This is a genomic window from Saccharospirillum sp. ABV4_185 (assembly GCF_056159245.1).
In genome coordinates, this window is the sequence record NZ_JBSWUW010000001.1 from 624,758 (window position 1) to 644,261 (window position 19,504).

Sequence of the window (19,504 nt, forward strand, 5' to 3'; positions counted from 1 at the left end):
TTGCCATCGCCGCGCCAAAGATGACCACCAGCACTGTTACTCACCGATCCGCTGTTATTATGGTGCTCACCTTGAGCATCCGAACCCGAAGAGGATAGAACATGCGCCCGCTGTTGATTGCGCTTTCAGCCCTGGTTATCAGTCCATGGTTGATGGCTGAAGAAGGCCACTTTAATGCCAGTGCCACAGCGCGCGCAGCGACCGTTGCAGAGGCGTGTGAAATCGCCTTTAACCAGGCGGAAGCCGACGCACTGGCCGATTTTGAAGCGGCCTTTCTGGCCGAAAACCGGCCCCAGGCAAGACGCATCGAATTGCGCTCGCGCACCGACGAACGGCTGCCGGCCGATGCGCTGAATGCCCAACCGGGTTGCCGTGTCGAAGCTCGCTGGGCGGCCATCGCGGTGGCATCGGACGACGGTGCTGCTGAACCCGAACCACTCGATGGACGCATCGAAACCATTGACGGTGAATACAGCGCAGAATGCAGCAACGCCGATGAAGCCGCTGCCTGCAAACGTCGTATTGAAACCCAGGCCGCCAGTGATTTACGCAGCCAGTTGCAGGCTGATAATCCGCAACGACTGAACGGCTATCGGCTGAGCTTCGATGGCTTCGAAGGCGACCAGTCATTCACCTACAAAGACGACCGCGTCAGCCTGACCATGAATGGCCAGTTCTATTTCCGCCTCGATCAGAGCGATTTCGGTCCGGTCAAACCCGCGCCCGGAACCCACGGCGATTTGCGCATTGAGCGCAAAGAAAAAGACAGTCCTTACGACAACCTGGACTTCACCCTGTTCTACACCTGGGACGGCAATAACTCGGCCGACCCGGGCGATCTGGCGCTGAGCACCAACCGCTGGGGGCTGGGTTTGTGGGTCGATAACCGCATCGGCGTATCGACCTTCTGGGGCGAAGAACGCGCCGGCATTGCCAACAACAACCACTACGTCCACAACGACAACAGTCGCTACGACGTATTCGGTGTCGGCATCGGTTATCGGCTGTTCGATAACCGCGACATCACCGTCGAAACCAGCCTCTATTACGTCGATGCGCAGCCCTTTAGCACGAGGCTCGATAACGACCGGGAGTATGAAGCCAGGGATTACGCCCAGACCAATATCAACATCAAGACCAACTCCGCCTCCGGCCCCAATGTCGGTTGGATGTTCACCTGGAAACTGCGTGAAGACCTGAGCAACTACAACAGCCTGTCCGGCGGCTGGTATGTGGAATGGCAATTCTGATCGACGCACACTGACAACGTTGCAGCCAGCGAGCTTCCCGCTTAGTCTGGCTCGCCGCGTTATTATTTGTCGCTCTTGTTCGTCGCAAAGTCGTCCGCCGAGGTTATTGCATGTCGTCCGAACGCCGCGCTCTGGGTTACGCCCTGATCGCTGTCCTGCTCTGGTCCACCGTCGCCACCGCTTTTAAAGTTGCCTTGCAGCACGTCAGCGTCAGTCAATTAATGGCTGGCGCGGCGCTGTTTTCTGTTGTCGCACTGATGGCGACACTGGCGCTGCGCGGCGAGTTTCAAACAGCTTTACAACGACTCTGGTCCGACCGCTATGCCGCCTTTCGCCTGGGCTTAATCAATCCTGTCTTGTATTACGCGGTGCTGTTCGAAGCCTACGACCGATTGCCGGCACAGGTAGCGCAGCCGGTGAATTACACCTGGGCGATTACGCTCGGTTTGTTGTCGGTGCCCTTTCTCGGTCACAAACTGACGCGCTGGGATTTAATCGGCATGCTGCTCGGTTATTCCGGCGTGGTGTTTATCTCCATTGCCGGGCAAAACGTCAGCGGCTCGCTCGATTATTTCGGTCTGTTTCTGGCGTTGGCGTCGACACTGCTCTGGGCCGGTTACTGGCTGGTCAATACCGGTGATGAGCGTCCGCCGATCATTGGTTTGTTCCAGAACTTTGTTTACGCCTTGCCAATACTGGTGCTGTGGATGCTGTGGCGCGATGGCCTGCCGGCGCTGAATGAATGGCAGGTCTCGGCCAGTCTGGCTTATGTCGGAGTGTTCGAGATGGGCATCACCTTTGTGTTCTGGCAGTTGGCAATGCATCACACCAACAACGCCAGTCGCATCGGCACACTGATATTTCTGTCGCCCTTTATCAGCCTGTTTCTGATTCATTTTGTGCTTGGCGAACCACTGCAATGGCTGACCTTTGGCGGCCTGGGTTTGATCGTTGCGGGGCTGTGGATTCAGCAAAGCAAGGCGAGGCGGCAGGTCTCGTGAGCAATTGAGGCTGCCGATTATCCAATTAGTTGGGCTTATAGACAGGCCGGCCGTGGCCAACTTTCACAACCGTTACCACAAGCAGCTCGTCCGTCACTTCATAGATGATCCGGTAAACACCCTGCCGGATTCGGTAACGTTCTTGTCCTGACAGTTTTTCGCTGCTGATCGGCCGGGGGTTCTCCCTCAACCCCTCAATACATTGCAGAAGGCGGGCGACATCCTTGTTGGGAATGGACCGAAGGTCTTTGGCGACTGACTTCCTGACAACCAGCTTATAGCTTGCCATGTGCCTTCAGGTCATTCAGCAAAGCCTCGTAGCTCATGGTTGGCTCGGCGACTCGGTCCTCGAATGCCGCCAAATCTTCCTGATCCTCAGCCAGAGCCGCACGAACGGCATCGTTGACGAGGTCCGACAAGGAACGGTGCGTATGGGCGGCCTTCAACCGCAAGGCAGCGTGCAGCTGAGGGTCAAAATAAACCGTGGAACGCTTCGATATCTCGCTCATGGCGCTCTCCAGACGATGCAATGAGTTAACATCATGATGTCATAGCGTCAAAGCAAAAAAACGGCTTATGCTGGACGAGCCATTCCTGTTGTGTTCCGCCTCGGCAAAATACGGCACCGCCCTGGCCGGCCAGGTCTTGGGCTGCAAATCCTCCGGTCGATCCAAAGCCAGATACCAGACGATGACCATGCAAGCTGCCTAGGGATCCGGAAATTCTTCGGTCTTGAACAGCTTAAAACCACGCGCTTCGTAGTTGTTGCGCGCACTGGGATGATCGTCGGAACAGGTGTGCAACCAGACCCGCTCGGGGCGTCGGCCCTCGGCATCGGTCCACTCGAAGGCAACCTTCAAAGCTTCGGATAACATCGGCCCGCCCAGGCCCTGACCGATAAATGGCTTGGCCAGACCCACGGAAATAAACTCAACCTGATTACCATCCTGGCGCTCCATTTCCACGTAACCGGCGGGTGTGCCACGCACCGTTAATAGCCAGATACGATGCTCCGGCCGCTCGGTGTGTTGGCGCCACTGCTCCAGCGACCACTCCAGTTTCATAAACCAGTTCCAGTGCTGGCCAATCCACTGATACAAAAAGCGGTTGAATTCGCCCTGTTTCACTTCGACTTCCTCAAAGCGCAACGGCACATCGGCGGGCCAGAGTTTGGCGTTGATGGCCTCGGGCGAAGTCAGTTCATAGGACCACTCAGTCACCATCAGAACAGCTTCTCTTTGCTGACCAGGATGCCGGTTTCGTCGGCGTACAACCACATACCCGGCTCGATGGTAACGCCGGCAAACTCGACCGGCACATCGACATCACCCAGGCCTTTTTTCTCGGTACGTACGGGAATGCTGGCCAGCGCCCGCAGGCCAATCGGCATACGGCGCAGTTCGTGAATATCACGCGCGCAACCGTTGATTACCACGCCCTGCCAGCCATGATTCACCGCATCGAGCGCGATCTGATCGCCGATCAAAGCACGGCGCAAGGACGCGCCGCCATCGACCACCATCACCTTGCCATCGCCGTCGGTGCCGGCCAGTTCTTTGACCCGGGAATTATCTTCGTAACAATGCACCGTCACCACCTGACCAAAGAACGCCGGCTTGCCGCCAAAATCCTGGAACAAAGGTTCGAGTACCTGAACGGCATCGGGATGATCATCACAGAGGTCAGGCGTATTCCACATAGGGTAGACTCGCTTATTCGACTGGGGAGTGAGGTTCAGTGGTCATCATGGATGGCCAACCGAAGGCTGAATTCTGATCGTTGATAAGCTTCGTACAAGGAACGCTTTTATGACTGTCAAACTGCAAACGCCGCGCCTGACAGTGACCGGCCCGGCGGGGATTCGCGGTCGCGAACTGCATCGTTACTACCAACGCAACGCCGATCATTTTGCCCAAGGGGGCGGCGATTTGCCAGCCAGAGTGGGACTGACAAGAGCCCGGCTCAAGGCGCAGAAACGCCTGTGGAAACAAGGCCGCGGCTACCGGTTTTATGGTTTTAAAGACGGCGAGCTGGTGCTGGATCTGGGTCTGACCAATGTGGTGCGCGGCGCTTTTCAGGCGGCCCATCTGGGCTACCGCACCGCCCAGGCGCACCAGGGACAGGGATTGATGACCGAAGCCTTGGTCGCCGTGGTCGGTTACGCCTTCGATACCCTCAACCTGCATCGGCTGATGGCCAACTACCAACCCTGGAATGTCGCCAGCGGTCGGGTGCTGGAAAAACTCGGCTTCGAACGCGAAGGTCTGGCGAAAGATTATTTATTCATCAACGGCCAGTGGCGCGATCATGTATTGACCGCTTTGGTGAATGATCGCTGGTAACCGCACTGTAGCGGCGCGGTTAGCGGCGCCGGGGTTGCTAGCAGGGGTGGTCCGAGGCAAGGATGCCGAGGCCCAAGGCTACAGGGATGTATTTATGCCGTCCCCTGCTGGCTGCCCCGGTGCCGCTAACCCAACCACCTCTAATCAGCAAAAATCTACTTCGCCGCGATATCCACCATCGCCTGGAAGCTTTGCTTCGACGGCCGACCGAATTCGATCGACCGTTTCAAGCGGTGAATACCCTTGATAAAACGCAGCGAACCGGACTCGGCGCGAATCACAATCGAGTGGGTGGTGATACCGCCATCGCGATCGTAATGCACGCCATCCAAAAACGGACCGCCGGTAATGCCGGTGGCCGCAAAGAAAGCATCGTCGGCAGCGATCAGATCATCGAGCCGTACCACCTGGTCCAGATCGATATCCAGTTCCACCAGCTTGCGTCTTTCACTTTCCAGTTGCGGCGCCCGCACGCCTTCCATGCCGCCGTTCAGGGCTTTCACGGCAGCGGCGGAAATCACCCCTTCGGGTGTGCCTCCAATGCCCATCAGCACATCGACGCCGGTGCCAGGAATGGCTGCCATCAGCGCGCCCATCACATCACCATCGGTATGCAGTTGCACCCGCGCACCGGCAGCTCGGATTTCTTCGATCAGGCTTTTGTGGCGCGGCCGATCGAGCACGAAAACGGTGACTTCGTTGACCTTGCGCTGCAATGCTTCGGCGATGGAATACAGGTTACGAGCAACCGATTGGGTGATGTCGATGGCGTCGCGGGCGTCTTCGCCGACGACGATCTTGTTCATATAGAAGGAAGGACCCGGATCCCACATGGCGCCGCGCTCGGTGGCAGCAACCACAGCGATGGAATTGGGACGACCGGTGGCCAGCAGGCGAGTGCCTTCGACCGGATCGACAGCGATGTCGAGTTTGGGTTCGGCGCCGGTACCGACGCTTTCCCCGTTATAGAGCATAGGCGCTTCGTCTTTCTCGCCCTCGCCGATGACTACGACGCCATCCATGCTGACTGTTTGCAGTACAGCACGCATAGCGTCCACGGCAGCGCCGTCGCCGGCCTCCTTATCGCCCGCGCCCATAAAGCGCGATGCGGAAAGAGCCGCCGCCTCAGTCACCCGCACCAACTCCATGCCCAGGTTTCGATCGGGCTGTTGCTTCATGGTGTTACCTGCGGCTTCATGGTGTTACCTGAGAATTGTTAGCTGATAGGCACCGGTCGGGCGCTCCGTGGCCAGTATGCTGGCTCTTCTCAAGGGGGGAATCTGACCGACCGGTAGCAGCGACTATACCGGCGCCAAAGGGTGGTACAAGCACGGAAAACGGTTTCAGGTGGAAAAGAAATTTAATGACGAAAAAGGCCCGGCGATCGACCGGGCCTAAACGTTTAAGTTGTAGTTTTATTTCCGCTTTTTGACCGCTCGGTCAGCCCAGACCGTCGAAACTGAAACCGTCCGGAAGCAGTCCGGTGGCGGTCCATTCGCGCAGACCATCGACGTCGTTGGTCGCCCAGATTTTGCCATCGGCGGGCATAAATTCAGCGATCACCTGACGGCAGCCACCGCAGGGCGAAAACAGATTGGTGCCCGGCATATAAACCACCAGTTCGAGGATTTCGCCGGGCCGCACACCCGCCGACGCCGCCGTACCAATGGCGGTGCGTTCACCACACATGCCCAGCGGATAGGAGCGGTTTTCCACATTGCAGCCGCTGAAGATGCGGCCGTCGGCGGTGCGCAGCGCAGCACCGACCGGAAATTCGCTGTAGGGCACGTAAGCATTGGCCGCCGCCGCTTTGGCCGCCGCTTTCAGATCGCCAGGAGCTGCCATGATTACAGACTCACAGCCGCTTTGAGGGCGATCTGGATCATCTCGTTAAAGGTGGTCTGGCGCTCGTCCGAGCTGGTCGCTTCACCACGCACAATGTGGTCGCTGACGGTCATAATGCCCAGCGCTTTAGCGCCGTATTCAGCAGCCACGCCGTACAGGCCAGCCACTTCCATTTCCACCGCCAGAATGCCCATCTTGCGCAGTGTCGGGATCAGCGCTTCTTCAGGCGAATAAAACAGATCGGAAGTAAACACATTGCCGACCTGGGCTTCGACGCCGGCGTTACGCGCGCTGTTTACCGCCGCTTCAAGCAGCGGATAACTGGCGGTAGCAGCGAAGTCGTAACCGAGCAGACGAGTGCGGTTGACGCCGGTATCGGTACTGGCGCCGCTGGCGATGATGACATCGCGCAGCTTGATGTCATCACCAATACCGCCGCAGGTGCCAACGCGAATCAGGTTTTTCACGCCGTATTCGGTGATCAGTTCTTTGGCGTAGATGGAAATCGATGGCACGCCCATACCCGAACCCATCACCGACACCGGCTTGCCATCAAAGCTGCCGGTATAGCCAAACATGGAACGCACATCGGTGACGCGCTTGGCGTCCTGCAGGAAGTTTTCAGCGATGTATTGGGCGCGCAGCGGATCGCCCGGCATCAGCACGGTTTCGGCGAAATCGCCGGCCTTGGCATTGATATGGGGAGTAGGCATAGAGTCCTCGTGAATTTTCTGACCAAATGTTCAACTTGCAGCACTATAACGGCTTGCCGCGAGCGCGACCAGCCACTCAGCATCAGGCGACCATTCACCGTCTTGGCAACAACACCGCCGCTTCCAGACCCGAACTGATGCGGTTGCGCAGTTTCAACTGACCGCCGTGAGCGTGGGCAATATTGCGCGCGATGCTCAAGCCCAGACCGGCGCCGCCGGTGTTGCGGTTGCGCGAAGTTTCCAGACGCACATAGGGTTCGAACACCTTGTCGATCTCGCTTTCAGGAATCCCCGGGCCGTTATCGACCACATAGATTTTCAGCTCCTGTCGGCTGTCGACAATCTCCAGCTTTACCTGGGTGCCATAAAAAGCGGCGTTGTGGACCAGGTTCGACAGACAGCGTTTCAGCGCCAGCGGTTTGCCGTAAAACGGCCAGCGCGCCATGCCGCGAATCTCCAGCGGATAACCGAGCAAGGCCAGGTCATCCTTGAGCGTATTGACCATCTGGTTGATGTCGATCGGATGGGTATTTTCGTGCACATCGGTGCTGCGCCCCAAATCCAACGCGCCCTTGACCATGGCCTCCAGTTCTTCCAGATCCTTGATCATGCTGGGTTTGACGCTGTTTTCGTCATCCATCATTTCGGCGCGCAAGCGCAACCGGGTGATGGGGGTTTTCAGATCGTGTGAGATGGCCGAAAACAGCCGTTCGCGATCGTCGACGAAACGCAGCACGCGCTCCTGCATCAGGTTGAAGGCGCGCGCGGTCTCCTTCACTTCACGAGTGCCCTTTTCATCCAGCGGCGCCAGATGGATATCGGTCCCGAGTTGGCGCGCCGCCGTGGCCAGATCCGACAAGGGCCGGGTCATCCAGCGCACCACAAACCAGGCGATAGTCACCAGCACGACCAACAGAATGATCAGAAAAAACAACTGCCCCTGATCGAGGTATTCGTTTTCAGACAGGAAGTAGGGATCGGGCAACAAACCCGCCAGATACAGCCATTCGCCTTCTCCGACCGGCACTTGCGCCACCAGCACCGGTGGCGGATCGGGCTCCAGAATCAGGGTGTTCTGCGCCCAGCGCGGTGGCAGGTCGACCAGACGGATGTCGGCTTCATAGACGTGCAGCAACCGTGGATCGGCAAATTCGACGTTCAGGTCGGCCAGGCGCTGACCAAGTTTTTCTTCAATGGAGCGCTGAAACTGATCGAGAAACTGCTGCTTGGCCAGGCTGTCGCGAATCGGTTCGACCGGAATAAAGTTGTCGTTCACCGACACCAGAAAGCGGGAGCCGCCCATATCGCGCAACTGGTTGATGATCAGGTGCCGATAGTCGCGTGGATAGGCGCGGATAAATTCCATGGTCGAACCCACCGAAAACGCCATATCGCGCGCCATCGATTCGCCCTGCTGCTGGCGCTGACCTTCGAGAAAATACAGCCAGACGTAGTTACTGAAACTGAAGGCGCTGATCAAACCCAGCACCATCAGCGCCAGCAGGCGGCTGTATAAAGAAGTGAAGCTGAAGCGCGGCATTATTCAGGCGAGACCGGCACCGTCAGGATATAGCCGGCACCGCGCACGGTTTTGATCAACTGCGGTGACTTGCCATCATCGTGCAGGCGCGAACGCAGGCGACTGACCTGAACGTCAATGGAGCGATCGAAGGGTGACGAATCGCGGCCGCGCAGTTCGTTGCTCAAATCATCGCGACTGAGCACCTCGCCCGGCCGGCTGACAAAGAGCCGCAATAAATTGAAGTCGGCACCATTGAGCGAATGGGCGGTGCCGTCCGGGTCGGTGAGTTCGCGGTTGGTCAGATCGAGCAGCCACCGACCAAAGCGCAGCCGCTGACGGGCATCGAGCGGCGAACTGTCCGGGGTTTCGTCATAGCGCCGCAACACCGCCTTGATGCGCGCCAGCAATTCACGCGGATTAAAGGGTTTGCCGACGTAATCATCGGCGCCCAGTTCCAGACCGATAATGCGATCGGTTTCATCGGAGCCGGCGGTCAACATGATGATGGGAACGCGCGAACGTGCCCGCACTTCCTTGCACAGGGTGAAGCCATCGTCACCCGGCATCATGATATCGAGAACGATCAGATCCAGTCGTTCATGCGGCCAGTACTGGCGCATTTGCTGCCCATCGGCGGCGGTGACGACCACAAAGCCATTCTTCTCAAGATACTCCTTGAGCAGATTGCGGATATCTTCGTCGTCGTCCACCACCAGGATGCGCTTTTGTTGTTCTGCGTGCATCTTGGTCCCACTGCTTGCCGTTCACAAAGCCAGACTTGGCCCGGCGCGAAAGTCTAACGGTGCTCGCCGGCCATTTGGACCGCAAAGTATATCATTGCGACCACGAATGAGACGACGGCCTCGGTTCAAACGCAAAAAATGAATTACACTGGAGGACTGTCTGCCGCGTATTCGAGCTCAGTTGTGGTCAAAAAAGCTCAGGCCGCCCCGGCGCCCGCCCAACAATCTTTGCGCACCTATCGCGATCGCTTTCTGGCCATCAACGAGGGCCGTTTGACGCGCCTGCGCGAAAGCCTGCAGACCAAACAGAAACAATGCCTGGAACTGCTGCCGCTGCTGTTCCACACCCATTTGCGCGGTTCACCGGGCTATTTTGTCGAACCGGACGTGCCTACCGGCGTAATTCAATACCAGCCCACCCAGGGCACACTGAATCTGCTGCAGGCGATCAACTTCTCCGCCCGGCCTGGCACCGCCCGCGCCCTGAACCCGCAAATTTCCGGCCTCTATCTGATGGGCTCGTCTGGCTCAGTGGCGCAATCGACCAGTTCCGACCTGGATATCTGGCTGTGCTACCGGCCCGATTTGACGCCGCGCCAGATCGATCTGCTGGAAACCAAAGCCGAGATGATCAGCCTCTGGGCCGAAGGCTTTAATCTGGAAGTGCACTTCTTTTTGATGAACTCCCAGCAGTTTGAAGCCGGTGATCAGCGCTCGCTGACCGGCGAAAACTGCGGCTCCACCCAGCATTTTTTGTTGCTCGATGAATTCTATCGTACTGGCCAATTGCTGGCTGGCGCGCCACCGGCCTGGTGGTTTGTGCCGTCCGATCAGGAGGATCGTTACGAAACCCTGGTCCGGGAATTTCGCGGTCGTGGCGTCGCCCGGCTGGAAGAGTCGATCGATTTTGGCGCGCTGCCATCGCTGCCGGCTGGCGAATTTATCGGCGCCGGCATGTGGCAGCTGTACAAAGGCATCGATTCACCGCACAAGTCGGTGCTCAAATTGCTGTTGCTGGAAGTCTACGCGCGCGAATTTCCCCAGGTCACCAGCCTGGCGCACCAGTATAAAAGCGCCATTCATCATGGCTCCGTCGAACTCAACGAACTCGATCCCTACGTCATGCTGTACCGGCGCATCGAACGCTATTTAAGCGAGCAAAATGAAACCAGTCGGCTGGAACTGATCCGCCGTTGTTTCTATTTCAAAGCCGGCATACCGCTGTCGAAACCGGCCAAGTCGAGCACCTGGCGCCGCGCCCTGATGGCGGAGCTGACCAAGGAGTGGGGCTGGCAAAGCGATTACCTGGCTTATCTGGACGGCCACACCGGCTGGCCGATTCAGGACATCATGGCCGAACGCAAACTGCTGATTAATGAGCTGACGCGGTCCTATCGTTTCCTGACCAAATTTGCCGCCGAGCATCAAAGCAATCATATGATGAGCCAGCAGGATCTGCTGATTCTCAGCCGCAAACTGCACGCCGCTTTTGATCGCCGGCGCGGCAAAATTGACTTCATCAGCTTCGGTCACGAAGTCGACCTGAGCCACGAAAAAATCCGCATCAAGGAAGTCGGCCCGCGCAAAGGCAAGCCGTCTTACTGGGTGGCGCACAGTCAGTTACCCAACGGCCAGATCGGCAGCACCCTGAAAAAATCCAGTGGTCTGCTGGAGACCATGCTGTGGTGTCACCTGAACGGCCTGCTCGCGGCCCACCTGCACATACCGGTGTTTTCGCAATACAGTTCGGTCACCAACTTTGAAGTGCGCAAGACGCTCGCCGATCTGCGTCAATCGCTGCCGCTGGGCATGCCTCCAGTGCCGCAAGCGAGTTTTTACCGGCCGGCACAGGTGGAACGCGTCCTGCTGTTTTCCAACCTCGGTTGCGATCCGCTGCAGCATCTGACCCGGCGCGGACTGCAGAAAATTTCCGCCCGCTCCAACAGCCTCGATTTCAGTTCCTTGCGCGAAAACCTGGTCGCCAGCATCGATATGGTGGTGATCAATTCCTGGGGCGAGGTGGTGGTGGAACATTTCGATCAGGTCGATGCGCTGCCACAGTCGATTCATTTTTTGCTGTCGCTGCTGGCGCGGCAGAAATACGTGCACCGGCCGTTGCTGGAATCCTTCTGTCATAACCAGACCCGACCTTCGGCCATCGCCAAACGCATCCAGGATCTGTTCGAGGATGCGGTTTCAGCGTTGTATGACGTGGCGCGCCGACAGCCCGTGCGTTTTCTCTACAACCTGGGTGAGCAGTATCAGGCGCTGACCATCAACAAACGTCAGCTCAACAGTCTGAGTTTCGATACCGAGGATGAGTTGATCGACTGGCTCGGTCAGGAGCAACCAAGACGCAGTCGCCTGTTGCCGGACCGCCATTTCGAAACCGATAAAAACCGCCTGCGTGCGGTTATCGATCAGCAGGAAGAGGAAGGCGTTACCCTGGTTTATCAGGTGAGCAAACGCATCGCGACGGTCTATGTCATCGATGAAAACGGCTCACTGTTTTGCTTCCGCCAGGCGGTGCTCAGCAAAACCAGTCTGCTGGCCTCGCTGCTGCGTTTTCTGAAGGTGACTGAGCATCGCTTGCACGCCCACGACAGCGATTTGCCACCGGGCACCACGCCCATTCAATGCTACGAAATGACGCTCTTGCCGAGCGGTATTCCCAGCATGAAACGGATGCGCACCTCGACCCTGCTGGAAGCCAAGTACGACACCCATGTGCCGGCGGTGATGGAACTGGGAGCGGATGGCAGCCCGGAATATCTGCTGTTGTGTAACGATCAGGAATTTTCCAGCCAGGAACTGGGCGATGAATTCTTCACTCAGGTCGCCGATCAGGTGCGGCGTTCACGTGACCCCGGCGCCCCTGGCCCACTGCACATTACCGACTTGACCCTGTCCGATCGGGTTATCGCCAGTCTGCCCAATGGTCAGGCGCAGAGCATTCACTATCTGCGTTACAAGCTGCGGCTGGAACACCGCATCAATGAAGCCATGCAACAGCAGGCATCGCCTGAGCCGACAGACAACAACAGGCCGGTGCCGATCCAATCAGCGGCGCAGCGTCGCCGCTAACTCCGCCAACGCCTGCAGATCAGGAATACTGGCCTTGCCCAGCTGAGTGATCACCGCCATGCGTTGCATCGGTGCCCGATGCGCCAGGCTGTCTTCCCTCACTTCGGCATCACTCAACCGCAGCAGCCGCGGTATGCCCTGAATGCGCAGCCCGAAAAACAGCGCTTCGTTCTGTGCGGATAAAACATTGAATATCGCCAGGCGAGTGCCGGCTGAATCGGCTGCCAGGGTTTGGCCGTTGGCCATTTCATAGCTGATAACCGGTACCGACTGAGCGCGCCAATCGAGCCAGCCCAGCAACCAGTCCGGTGCCTTAGGGTCGGGCGTGAGATCGGCATTGGCGATGACTTCAGCAATGGCCACCTGCGGTACCACCAGACTTTTTTGCTGCATCGGCACCCAGAAAGTCGCCAGCCGTTCATCAGCTGGCGGTGCTGTAAATTCAGTTGTCATCGCGGGTCACCGGCGCGCAAAGGCGCGCAATACAGTCGAGCAGCACATCTTCCTGAAAGGGTTTGCCCAGGTATTCATTGACGCCAATCGACAGGGCACGCTGGCGATGTTTAGCGCCGGTGCGCGAGGTGATCATAATAATCGGCAACCGCTGCAGACGTTCATCGTGACGCACCTGTTGGGCGACTTCGAAGCCATCCATATTGGGCATTTCGATATCCAGCAGCATCACATCGACAGGCTGCTCCTGGAGTAACTGAATCGCTTCCAGACCGTCTTTGGCCAGCCAGACATGCCAGCCCTGACGCTCCAGCAACCGACTGGTGACCTTGCGCACCGTGACCGAATCGTCGACCACCAGAATGTTCAACGTCTGGCTAGCTGATGTCGGCGTGGTGTTTTTGGCGCTGCGGCGCAGCAACGGCGCCAACTGGGATGCATCGACCGGACGATGCCGCAACAGCGCCGCCGGATCGAGAATCACCACCACCGAACCATCGCCGAGAATGGTGGCGCCGGAGACGCCGGCCAGGGCGCTGAATTGCGGGCCCAGAGTTTTTACCACGATCTCGCGTGAGCCCAGCAACTGATCCACATAAAGCGCCACCGGCTGGGTCGAATCGCTGCCGGGCACCAGAATCAAGGGCACCGCTGTGTTGTCGGCGCTGAGCTCAGCGACCTGACCGGCATCGAGCAAAGCGCCGAGATAGAGCGTTTGGTAACGGGTACCGGCGTAATCGAAACCGGGCTGTTCCCCGCGCGCCATGGCATCCAGCTGTTGGGCTGGCACCCGCACGATGCCCTCGATGGTGCTCAGCGGCAGGGCGTAAAAATCGCTGTCGATACGCACCATCAGGGCGCGATTGACCGACACGGTAAAGGGCAGCCGGATGGTGAACTGACTGCCTTCGCCCGGCCGGCCAGAGATGCTCATGCTGCCGCCGAGCTGTTTGACTTCGGCGTGCACCACATCCATGCCAACGCCGCGACCGGACACCTGGGTCAGCGCTTCGGCGGTGGAAAACCCCGGTTCGAGGATCTGCTGGATAATGGCGTGATCATCCAGCGCGGTGTCTTTGTTGATCAGCCCCATTTGCTCGGCACGCTGGCGAATGCGCTCAACATCGAGACCGGCGCCATCGTCGCTCAGCCGCAGCACGATGTCGCCGCCTTCGCGCGCCAGGCTTAATTCAATCTGCCCCTGCGCTGCTTTACCGGCATCGCGGCGCTGTTGCGGTGTTTCGATGCCGTGATCGACAGCGTTGCGCAGCATGTGTTCCAGCGGCGAAATCATCCGCTCCAGCACCGTCCGGTCGACCTCGCCTTCGGCATTGGCAACGCTGAATTCGACTTCCTTCTCCAGCTCGGAAGACAGCTGCCGCACCATGCGCCGCAGCCGCGGCACCAGTCGGCTGAACGGCACCAGCCGCGTTTGCATCAGGCCTTCTTGCAGTTCCGAATGCAGCCGGCCCTGCTGCTGCAATAAGGTTTCGGTATCGCGGCTTTTATCGGCCAGGGTGTCTTTCAAATCGCTGAGGTCAGAACTGGCTTCGAGCAGCGAGCGCGACAACTGCTGAATGTGCGAATAGCGATCCATTTCCAGCGGATCGAAGTCGGCATCGCCTTTGTCGATGGCACGCTCCTGACGGAACAGCACCTGCGCCTCGGTTTCCATATCCAGATGCCGCACCTGCTCACGCAGCCGCTCCAGCGTGGCGTCCATATCGGTCAGGGTGAACTGGAAATCGCTGACTTCCTGTTCCAGCCGCGCCCGCACAATGGAGGACTCTCCAGCCAGATTCACCAGTCGTTCGAGCAGGTCGGCGTTTACCTTGATGCTGTCCTGGCTGGGTGCGCGCGTCACTGGCGCAGCGGCGACGTCGGGAGTGGTGTCCAGGTTGGGCGATGTCTCCGCTGCCTGTGGCATAACGCTGGGGCTGAAATCGTGCGGGCTGTCATCGCGACTGAGCAGGGTGCGCATGCTGTCGACGCCCTGCACCAAGCGGTCCTGGCGCGCCAGCATGGCGGCGAAAAAGGCATCATTGAGCAGGCTTGGGTCGGCTTCGGCCTGTGCCACCTCGGTCTCGAACTCATGGCACAGATCAGCCAGGCGTTTCAGCTTGGACAGGTAGGCGCCGCCTTTGAGGGTGTGCAGCACCCGCATCAGCTCCGCCGGCGGTTCGGCATCGGTGGGATCGGCCTGCCAGGCTTCGAGCAGTTGTTCGATTTCGACCAGTAACTCAGCCGCTTCATCGACGAAGATGTCGAGAATATCCAGGTCGACCTCATCGGCCGAGCCCTTTACCCCAGGCGCAACAGACACAGCGGTGTGCGCACTGACATCAGCTTCGGCCAGTGGCGCCGTCGTCGGCTTCTTCGTCGTCTTCAACGTCGGTTTCGTCCGGCTCGGCGTCGCTTTGCTGTGTTGACGAATCGTCTCCATCAAGCTCTTCGCCGACCGGCAGCTCCGGCTCGTGGTGATCTGCTGGATCATCGTCGCCAGTTGATCCTGGCTGCGTTGCATCAGTCCCAGCAATCTCTTGCTGGGCTGCAACTTTCCCTGACTAAGGCCCTCGTACATCGATTCCATCTCGTGCGCGAGCTCCGACACCGGTTCGATCTCGGCCAGGCTGGCGCCGCCTTTCAGGGTGTGCAGATCGCGCTGCAGGCCTTCCACCGCCAACGTATTGGTGGTGTCGGCTTCCCACTGTTCCAGGGCCGTCTGCATGCTGTCGACCAGATCGCGGGCTTCTTCGAGGAAGATATCCACCAGTTCGCTGTCGCCGCTGACCCGGAAGACTTCTTCGGCCTCGCTGAGGTCGGGCGTTGCTGCACTCGCATCGGCGGGCGGCTGATCGCCGGTTTCGGGAATCAGGTCGTGACGGATCATGGTGTCCATCGGCGTCAATCGCTGTGGCGGTTGATTCAGCGGATCGGCATCAGCCCGGTAGCGGCGCAGCTGGGTCACAAAATCGCTGTCAACCGAGACATCCTGACCGGCGGCCAGCTGATCCAGCTGTTCGATCAGTTTTTCCTGACCACGCTGGGCCAGCGCAAAGAAATCATCATCGGGCTCGACTTCACCGGCCAGCGCCATTTCGATCATCAAGGCCAGGCCGCGACTCATTTCCACCACCGGCGGCAGATTCAGATCGCGCCCCTGTTCCGACAGCCGGTTCAATTCATGGCCCAGCGTTTCCACCGCCTCGCCCGGCTCGCCATCCGTCTGCCATTGCTGAAAGGTGCGCGGCGCTTCGAGCAGCGTATCGACGCCCTTGGACATCAGCAGTGAATTGAGGTCGGTGGTCGGCGGCTCGGCCGGCGTTTCGGCGTCGCCGGCTGCTTCTGCGTCAAACTCTGCTTCCAGCTCGGTTGCCGGACCGCTGGCACGCACCACCCGGTCGATAAAGTCCAGATCGTCCGGTTCACCGCGACCGTCGGCCGCCGCCCGCAGTCGGCGCACGCCTTCATTGAGCAGTTCGATCATCGGTGCATTAAGCGGCTGGCGTTGTTCGTTCAGTTCGCGCACCCGCTGTTCCAGCGGCAGTACCAGATCGGCAACGGCGTCGACACTGGCCATCCGTGCCGACCCTTTGATGGTGTGCAGTGCGCGATGCAAACGCTCCGGCACCGGCTGATCGGTATCGGCTTCTTCCAGGAAGTGCTCGACAAATTCCAGGTGTTCGTCCAGTTCCTGCTGGAACACCGCCAGCAGTTCGTCATCGGATTCGGCGGTTTGAGCGTCTTCGTCAGCGTCGGGCCCGGCAGCATCGGCCTCGCTGCTGGCGTTCCAGTCGACTGGCTGACCGCGCGCCAGCAGATGTGCTTTGTCGGCCAGATCGTCAGCGCGGCGGGCATCGGGCGCCTGGCGTTGTTGATAGGCGGCCACCAGCGCCGGCAATTCGTCGATCACGCCTTCGAGCACCTGCAACAGGTCATCACTGCGCGAAATAGTGCCGTCGATCAAGCGGCTGAGCATGTTTTCCACCGCCCAGGCGGTTTCGCCGATGACTTCAGCACCGGCCAGTTCGCCACTGCTTTTCAGGGTGTAGAAGGCGCCGCGCAGTTCGCCCAGCGCTTCGCTGTCATCCGCCTGATCGCGATAACGCGGGTAATGTTCGGCCAGTGTATCGAGCACTTCGCCGACTTCTTCGATAAAGATGTCGACGATATCGGCGGCAACCAGGTCGGCATCGATGGCGCGTTCCAGCGCCAGTCCATCCAGGTCGCTGGGGTCCAGATCGGTCGGTTCCAGATCGCGGGGATCGAGGTCAGTCAGGCCGGAGTCTGGCGTATCGAGTGAGCTTAGGTCGTCATCGCTGTTGCCCAGGTTGGCCAACTCCAGGTCGGTCAGCGGCAGGTCTTCCAGCGCCAGCTCTTCGTCATCGACTTCGAAGGCGTTGTCGATGGCATCGGTTAAGTCGAGTTCCTCGTCCTCGTCGTCATCGTCCAGAGCGGCGGCGGCCAGGGCCGCTATTTCATCGAGTTCGTCGGCGCTGATGGCGTCTTCGTCGTCATCATCGTTTTCCAGCAGTGCGTCAAGATCGGCGAGGTCATCAAGGTCTTCGCCATCATCGTTCAGCAGATTGGCTACGCCGGCTTCGTCGAGTTCGTCAACGCGGTCCAGACTGCTGTCATCGTCGCTGGAATCGTCGCCGTCTTCGCTGAGCAGATTATCGAAATCGGCGGCGTCGTAGTTGCTGCCTTCTGCCTCTGTCTCAGCGGTGGCATCCACCGAGCCGCTACCCATCTGTTCCAGCGCGGCTTCGTCGGCGGCGGTTTCGTCATCGCTGTCATCGCCGTCGATATCATCCAGTTCCGGATCGGTGGCAAAGCTCGATTCCGCTTCGGCCAACCAGCTGTCGATGCCGTCGATATCCAGCGCTTCGACAGCCTCGTCGCTGTCATCCTCCGGGCTGTCTGCGTCGTCAGCCGGGCCGCGCACATCGCCGGCGTCCATTTCCAGGCTGGTGAGCGCATCGGGTTCTTCGTGCGCCGACGCCGCGTTAAAGCCGTCCAGATCATCGAGCACCGAGCTGAAATCGTCGTCCGCTTCCATGGCGCTGAACACGCCATCAAGATCCTCATCCAGATCACTGCCCGTGGCGGCCTGCAAGTCAGCCGGAAAGCCCAGGGAGGTGATGGCTTCGGCGGCGTTTTCCAGCAGACCGACATCGGCCGCGCCTTCACGCGCCAGCTGTTCCAGGTAGTACTGGACGCCGATGATGGCATCGGCCAGGGCGTCCATATCGGTGGCTTCAGGCACCTCGTCGTCGACCATCAGCTGCTGGCTGATATAGCCATCGATGCAGCGCAGCACTTCATCGGCTTCCGGCAGCGGCACTTCGTCGAGGTCAGAACGCAGCGAACCCATCTCGGCCGGAATGGTGGCCAGTGTTGCGGTATCCCAGCGGGATTCGGCAAATTCGGCCAGCGCATCCTTAACGCGTTCCAGACCAGCGCTGGCGTCCTGAATGATGGCGTCCTGGGCCGGGCTCAGCCCGGACGGGCGGTTTTCATTGGCGGCCTGAACAGCGGCCGGGGCTGTTTCGGTCGTCTCTGGGGCAGGCTCTGCTTCGGCTGACGGCTCTGCATCGGCGGACGGCGCTGCGGCCGGGGCTGATTGTTCACTGTCGGCCTGAGCCAGTTGATAGAGCAGTTCTTTGAGCAGGTCATCATCCGGCGGCAGGCTGACCACTTCCACCGGGTTTTCCAGCAGGTGTTTGAGTTCGGTGTCGAGCTGGCGTAATAACTCGACCACCGCCGCGCTGCGCGCCAATCGGCCGGACGCCAGTGCCGAGGTAAAGACATCACTGATGCGCCACAGCGCAGCAACTGGGGTTTTCTCTGTCAGCAGCGCCAACCGCGACACCGCCTTGCCGAGATAATTCAGATTGGCCTCGACATCCAGCTCACGCAGCCAGCCCAGCAGCGCCAGTTCGTACATCTGACGCAGCTTGCGCACCAGTTGCAGCACATTGTTTTGCCGGAACAGTTCGATGCCGGAGTGGTCGCTGGTGACATTGGCCGCATCCAGATCCGGATGAAACAGCGCCGCTTCGCTGAGTTCGTCTTCGCCACGTGCGGCGCGCAGCTGATTAACGGCCGGTAAGATCAATGCCCGGCTGTCGTCCTGGCCTTGCGCCAGACGATCGAGATAAACCGGCAATTGAGCGCTGGCGTCGAGCAGCCTTTGCACCGCGTCCGAGGTTGCCTCAACTTCGTCATCAAGCAAGGCCTGGTTCAGGTGTTCCAGCTCTTCAGCCAGCAGCGAGGCGCTGTGGCATTCCACCATCTGCAGCGAACCGCTGATCTGGTGCAAGGCCTGGGCGCTGCTCTGTAAGGCAGCGGGATCGGGCGTATCGAGATGGCGTTGCAGCGCGTCCGTGGCCGTTCGCAGGGTCTTGTCGATCTCCCCCCGAACCCATTCCAATGCTATGTAATCACGGCGCTCGACCATGCCGTTACCCCTTGTATTGCGTATCGATTATCCGCCCATCGACGCAGGCAGACTTAGCGGTGGTAAAGCCTGTTTCAGCCGCCTGGCGTCC

The 19,504-nt window shown here is 59.2% G+C and carries 15 protein-coding genes; 4 read left to right on the plus strand and 11 right to left on the minus strand.

What is annotated here, in order from left to right; translation table 11 throughout:
- The first annotated feature begins 101 nt into the window (after positions 1–101).
- Positions 102–1,250 (plus strand): hypothetical protein, encoded by a 1,149-nt coding sequence (locus tag ACXAE6_RS02725; RefSeq protein ID WP_475144148.1) that lies wholly within the window; start codon positions 102–104, stop codon positions 1,248–1,250.
- A 110-nt stretch (positions 1,251–1,360) separates the two neighbouring features.
- Positions 1,361–2,251 (plus strand): DMT family transporter, encoded by an 891-nt coding sequence (locus ACXAE6_RS02730; protein WP_475144151.1) that lies wholly within the window; start codon positions 1,361–1,363, stop codon positions 2,249–2,251.
- 25 nt (positions 2,252–2,276) lie between these two features.
- On the opposite strand, the gene ACXAE6_RS02735 is transcribed toward ACXAE6_RS02730, so the two are convergent.
- The 4 genes from ACXAE6_RS02735 to rraA all read right to left on the minus strand — a co-directional run bounded on the left by ACXAE6_RS02735 (position 2,277) and on the right by rraA (position 3,950).
- Complete coding sequence (locus ACXAE6_RS02735; protein WP_475144156.1) at positions 2,277–2,540, minus strand: type II toxin-antitoxin system RelE family toxin; 264 nt, start codon at positions 2,538–2,540, stop codon at positions 2,277–2,279.
- Entirely contained in the window at positions 2,527–2,760 is a 234-nt protein-coding gene (locus ACXAE6_RS02740; RefSeq protein ID WP_475144160.1) for a hypothetical protein, read from the minus strand. Before ACXAE6_RS02740 ends, ACXAE6_RS02735 begins: the two co-directional genes overlap by 14 nt.
- A gap of 198 nt (positions 2,761–2,958) precedes the next feature.
- A complete protein-coding gene (locus ACXAE6_RS02745) occupies positions 2,959–3,474 on the minus strand; it encodes a GNAT family N-acetyltransferase (protein ID WP_475144164.1) in 516 nt (171 codons plus the stop codon).
- On the minus strand, positions 3,474–3,950 hold the full coding sequence (gene rraA / locus ACXAE6_RS02750; protein WP_475144167.1) for a ribonuclease E activity regulator RraA: 477 nt from the start codon (positions 3,948–3,950) through the stop codon (positions 3,474–3,476). The genes ACXAE6_RS02745 and rraA overlap by 1 nt, the downstream gene beginning before the upstream one ends.
- 109 nt (positions 3,951–4,059) lie before the next feature.
- On the opposite strand from rraA, the gene ACXAE6_RS02755 reads away from it, so the two are divergent.
- The gene (locus tag ACXAE6_RS02755) at positions 4,060–4,593 is read left to right on the plus strand and encodes a GNAT family N-acetyltransferase (protein ID WP_475144171.1); all 534 of its coding nucleotides are present in this window, start codon (positions 4,060–4,062) and stop codon (positions 4,591–4,593) included.
- Positions 4,594–4,748: 155 nt separating this feature from the next.
- On the opposite strand, the gene glpX is transcribed toward ACXAE6_RS02755, so the two are convergent.
- From glpX to ACXAE6_RS02780, 5 genes are all read right to left on the minus strand, one after another.
- Positions 4,749–5,771: a class II fructose-bisphosphatase gene (gene glpX / locus ACXAE6_RS02760; RefSeq protein ID WP_475144173.1), complete on the minus strand. Its 1,023-nt coding sequence runs from the start codon at positions 5,769–5,771 to the stop codon at positions 4,749–4,751.
- Between the two features lie 262 nt (positions 5,772–6,033).
- Positions 6,034–6,438, minus strand: a complete 405-nt coding sequence (cdd, locus tag ACXAE6_RS02765) for a cytidine deaminase (RefSeq protein WP_475144176.1) — start codon at positions 6,436–6,438, stop codon at positions 6,034–6,036.
- A 2-nt stretch (positions 6,439–6,440) separates the two neighbouring features.
- Positions 6,441–7,151, minus strand: a complete 711-nt coding sequence (gene deoD, locus ACXAE6_RS02770; RefSeq protein WP_475144180.1) for a purine-nucleoside phosphorylase — start codon at positions 7,149–7,151, stop codon at positions 6,441–6,443.
- 94 nt (positions 7,152–7,245) lie between these two features.
- A complete protein-coding gene (locus ACXAE6_RS02775) occupies positions 7,246–8,691 on the minus strand; it encodes an ATP-binding protein (protein ID WP_475144183.1) in 1,446 nt (481 codons plus the stop codon).
- Positions 8,691–9,416 carry a response regulator gene (locus ACXAE6_RS02780; protein WP_392799079.1) on the minus strand — a complete coding sequence of 242 codons (726 nt, stop codon included), beginning with the start codon at positions 9,414–9,416 and terminating at the stop codon, positions 8,691–8,693. The genes ACXAE6_RS02775 and ACXAE6_RS02780 overlap by 1 nt, the downstream gene beginning before the upstream one ends.
- Before the next feature lie 183 nt (positions 9,417–9,599).
- Here ACXAE6_RS02780 and ACXAE6_RS02785 point away from each other — a divergent pair, with 183 nt between their 5' ends.
- Complete coding sequence (locus ACXAE6_RS02785) at positions 9,600–12,500, plus strand: class I adenylate cyclase (protein ID WP_475144189.1); 2,901 nt, start codon at positions 9,600–9,602, stop codon at positions 12,498–12,500.
- Here the strand turns inward: ACXAE6_RS02785 and ACXAE6_RS02790 are convergent.
- Positions 12,477–12,953 (minus strand): chemotaxis protein CheW, encoded by a 477-nt coding sequence (locus tag ACXAE6_RS02790; RefSeq protein ID WP_475144193.1) that lies wholly within the window; start codon positions 12,951–12,953, stop codon positions 12,477–12,479. The genes ACXAE6_RS02785 and ACXAE6_RS02790 overlap by 24 nt on opposite strands.
- On the minus strand, positions 12,943–19,413 hold the full coding sequence (locus ACXAE6_RS02795) for an Hpt domain-containing protein (RefSeq protein ID WP_475144195.1): 6,471 nt from the start codon (positions 19,411–19,413) through the stop codon (positions 12,943–12,945). Before ACXAE6_RS02795 ends, ACXAE6_RS02790 begins: the two co-directional genes overlap by 11 nt.
- Positions 19,414–19,504: the final 91 nt, after the last annotated feature.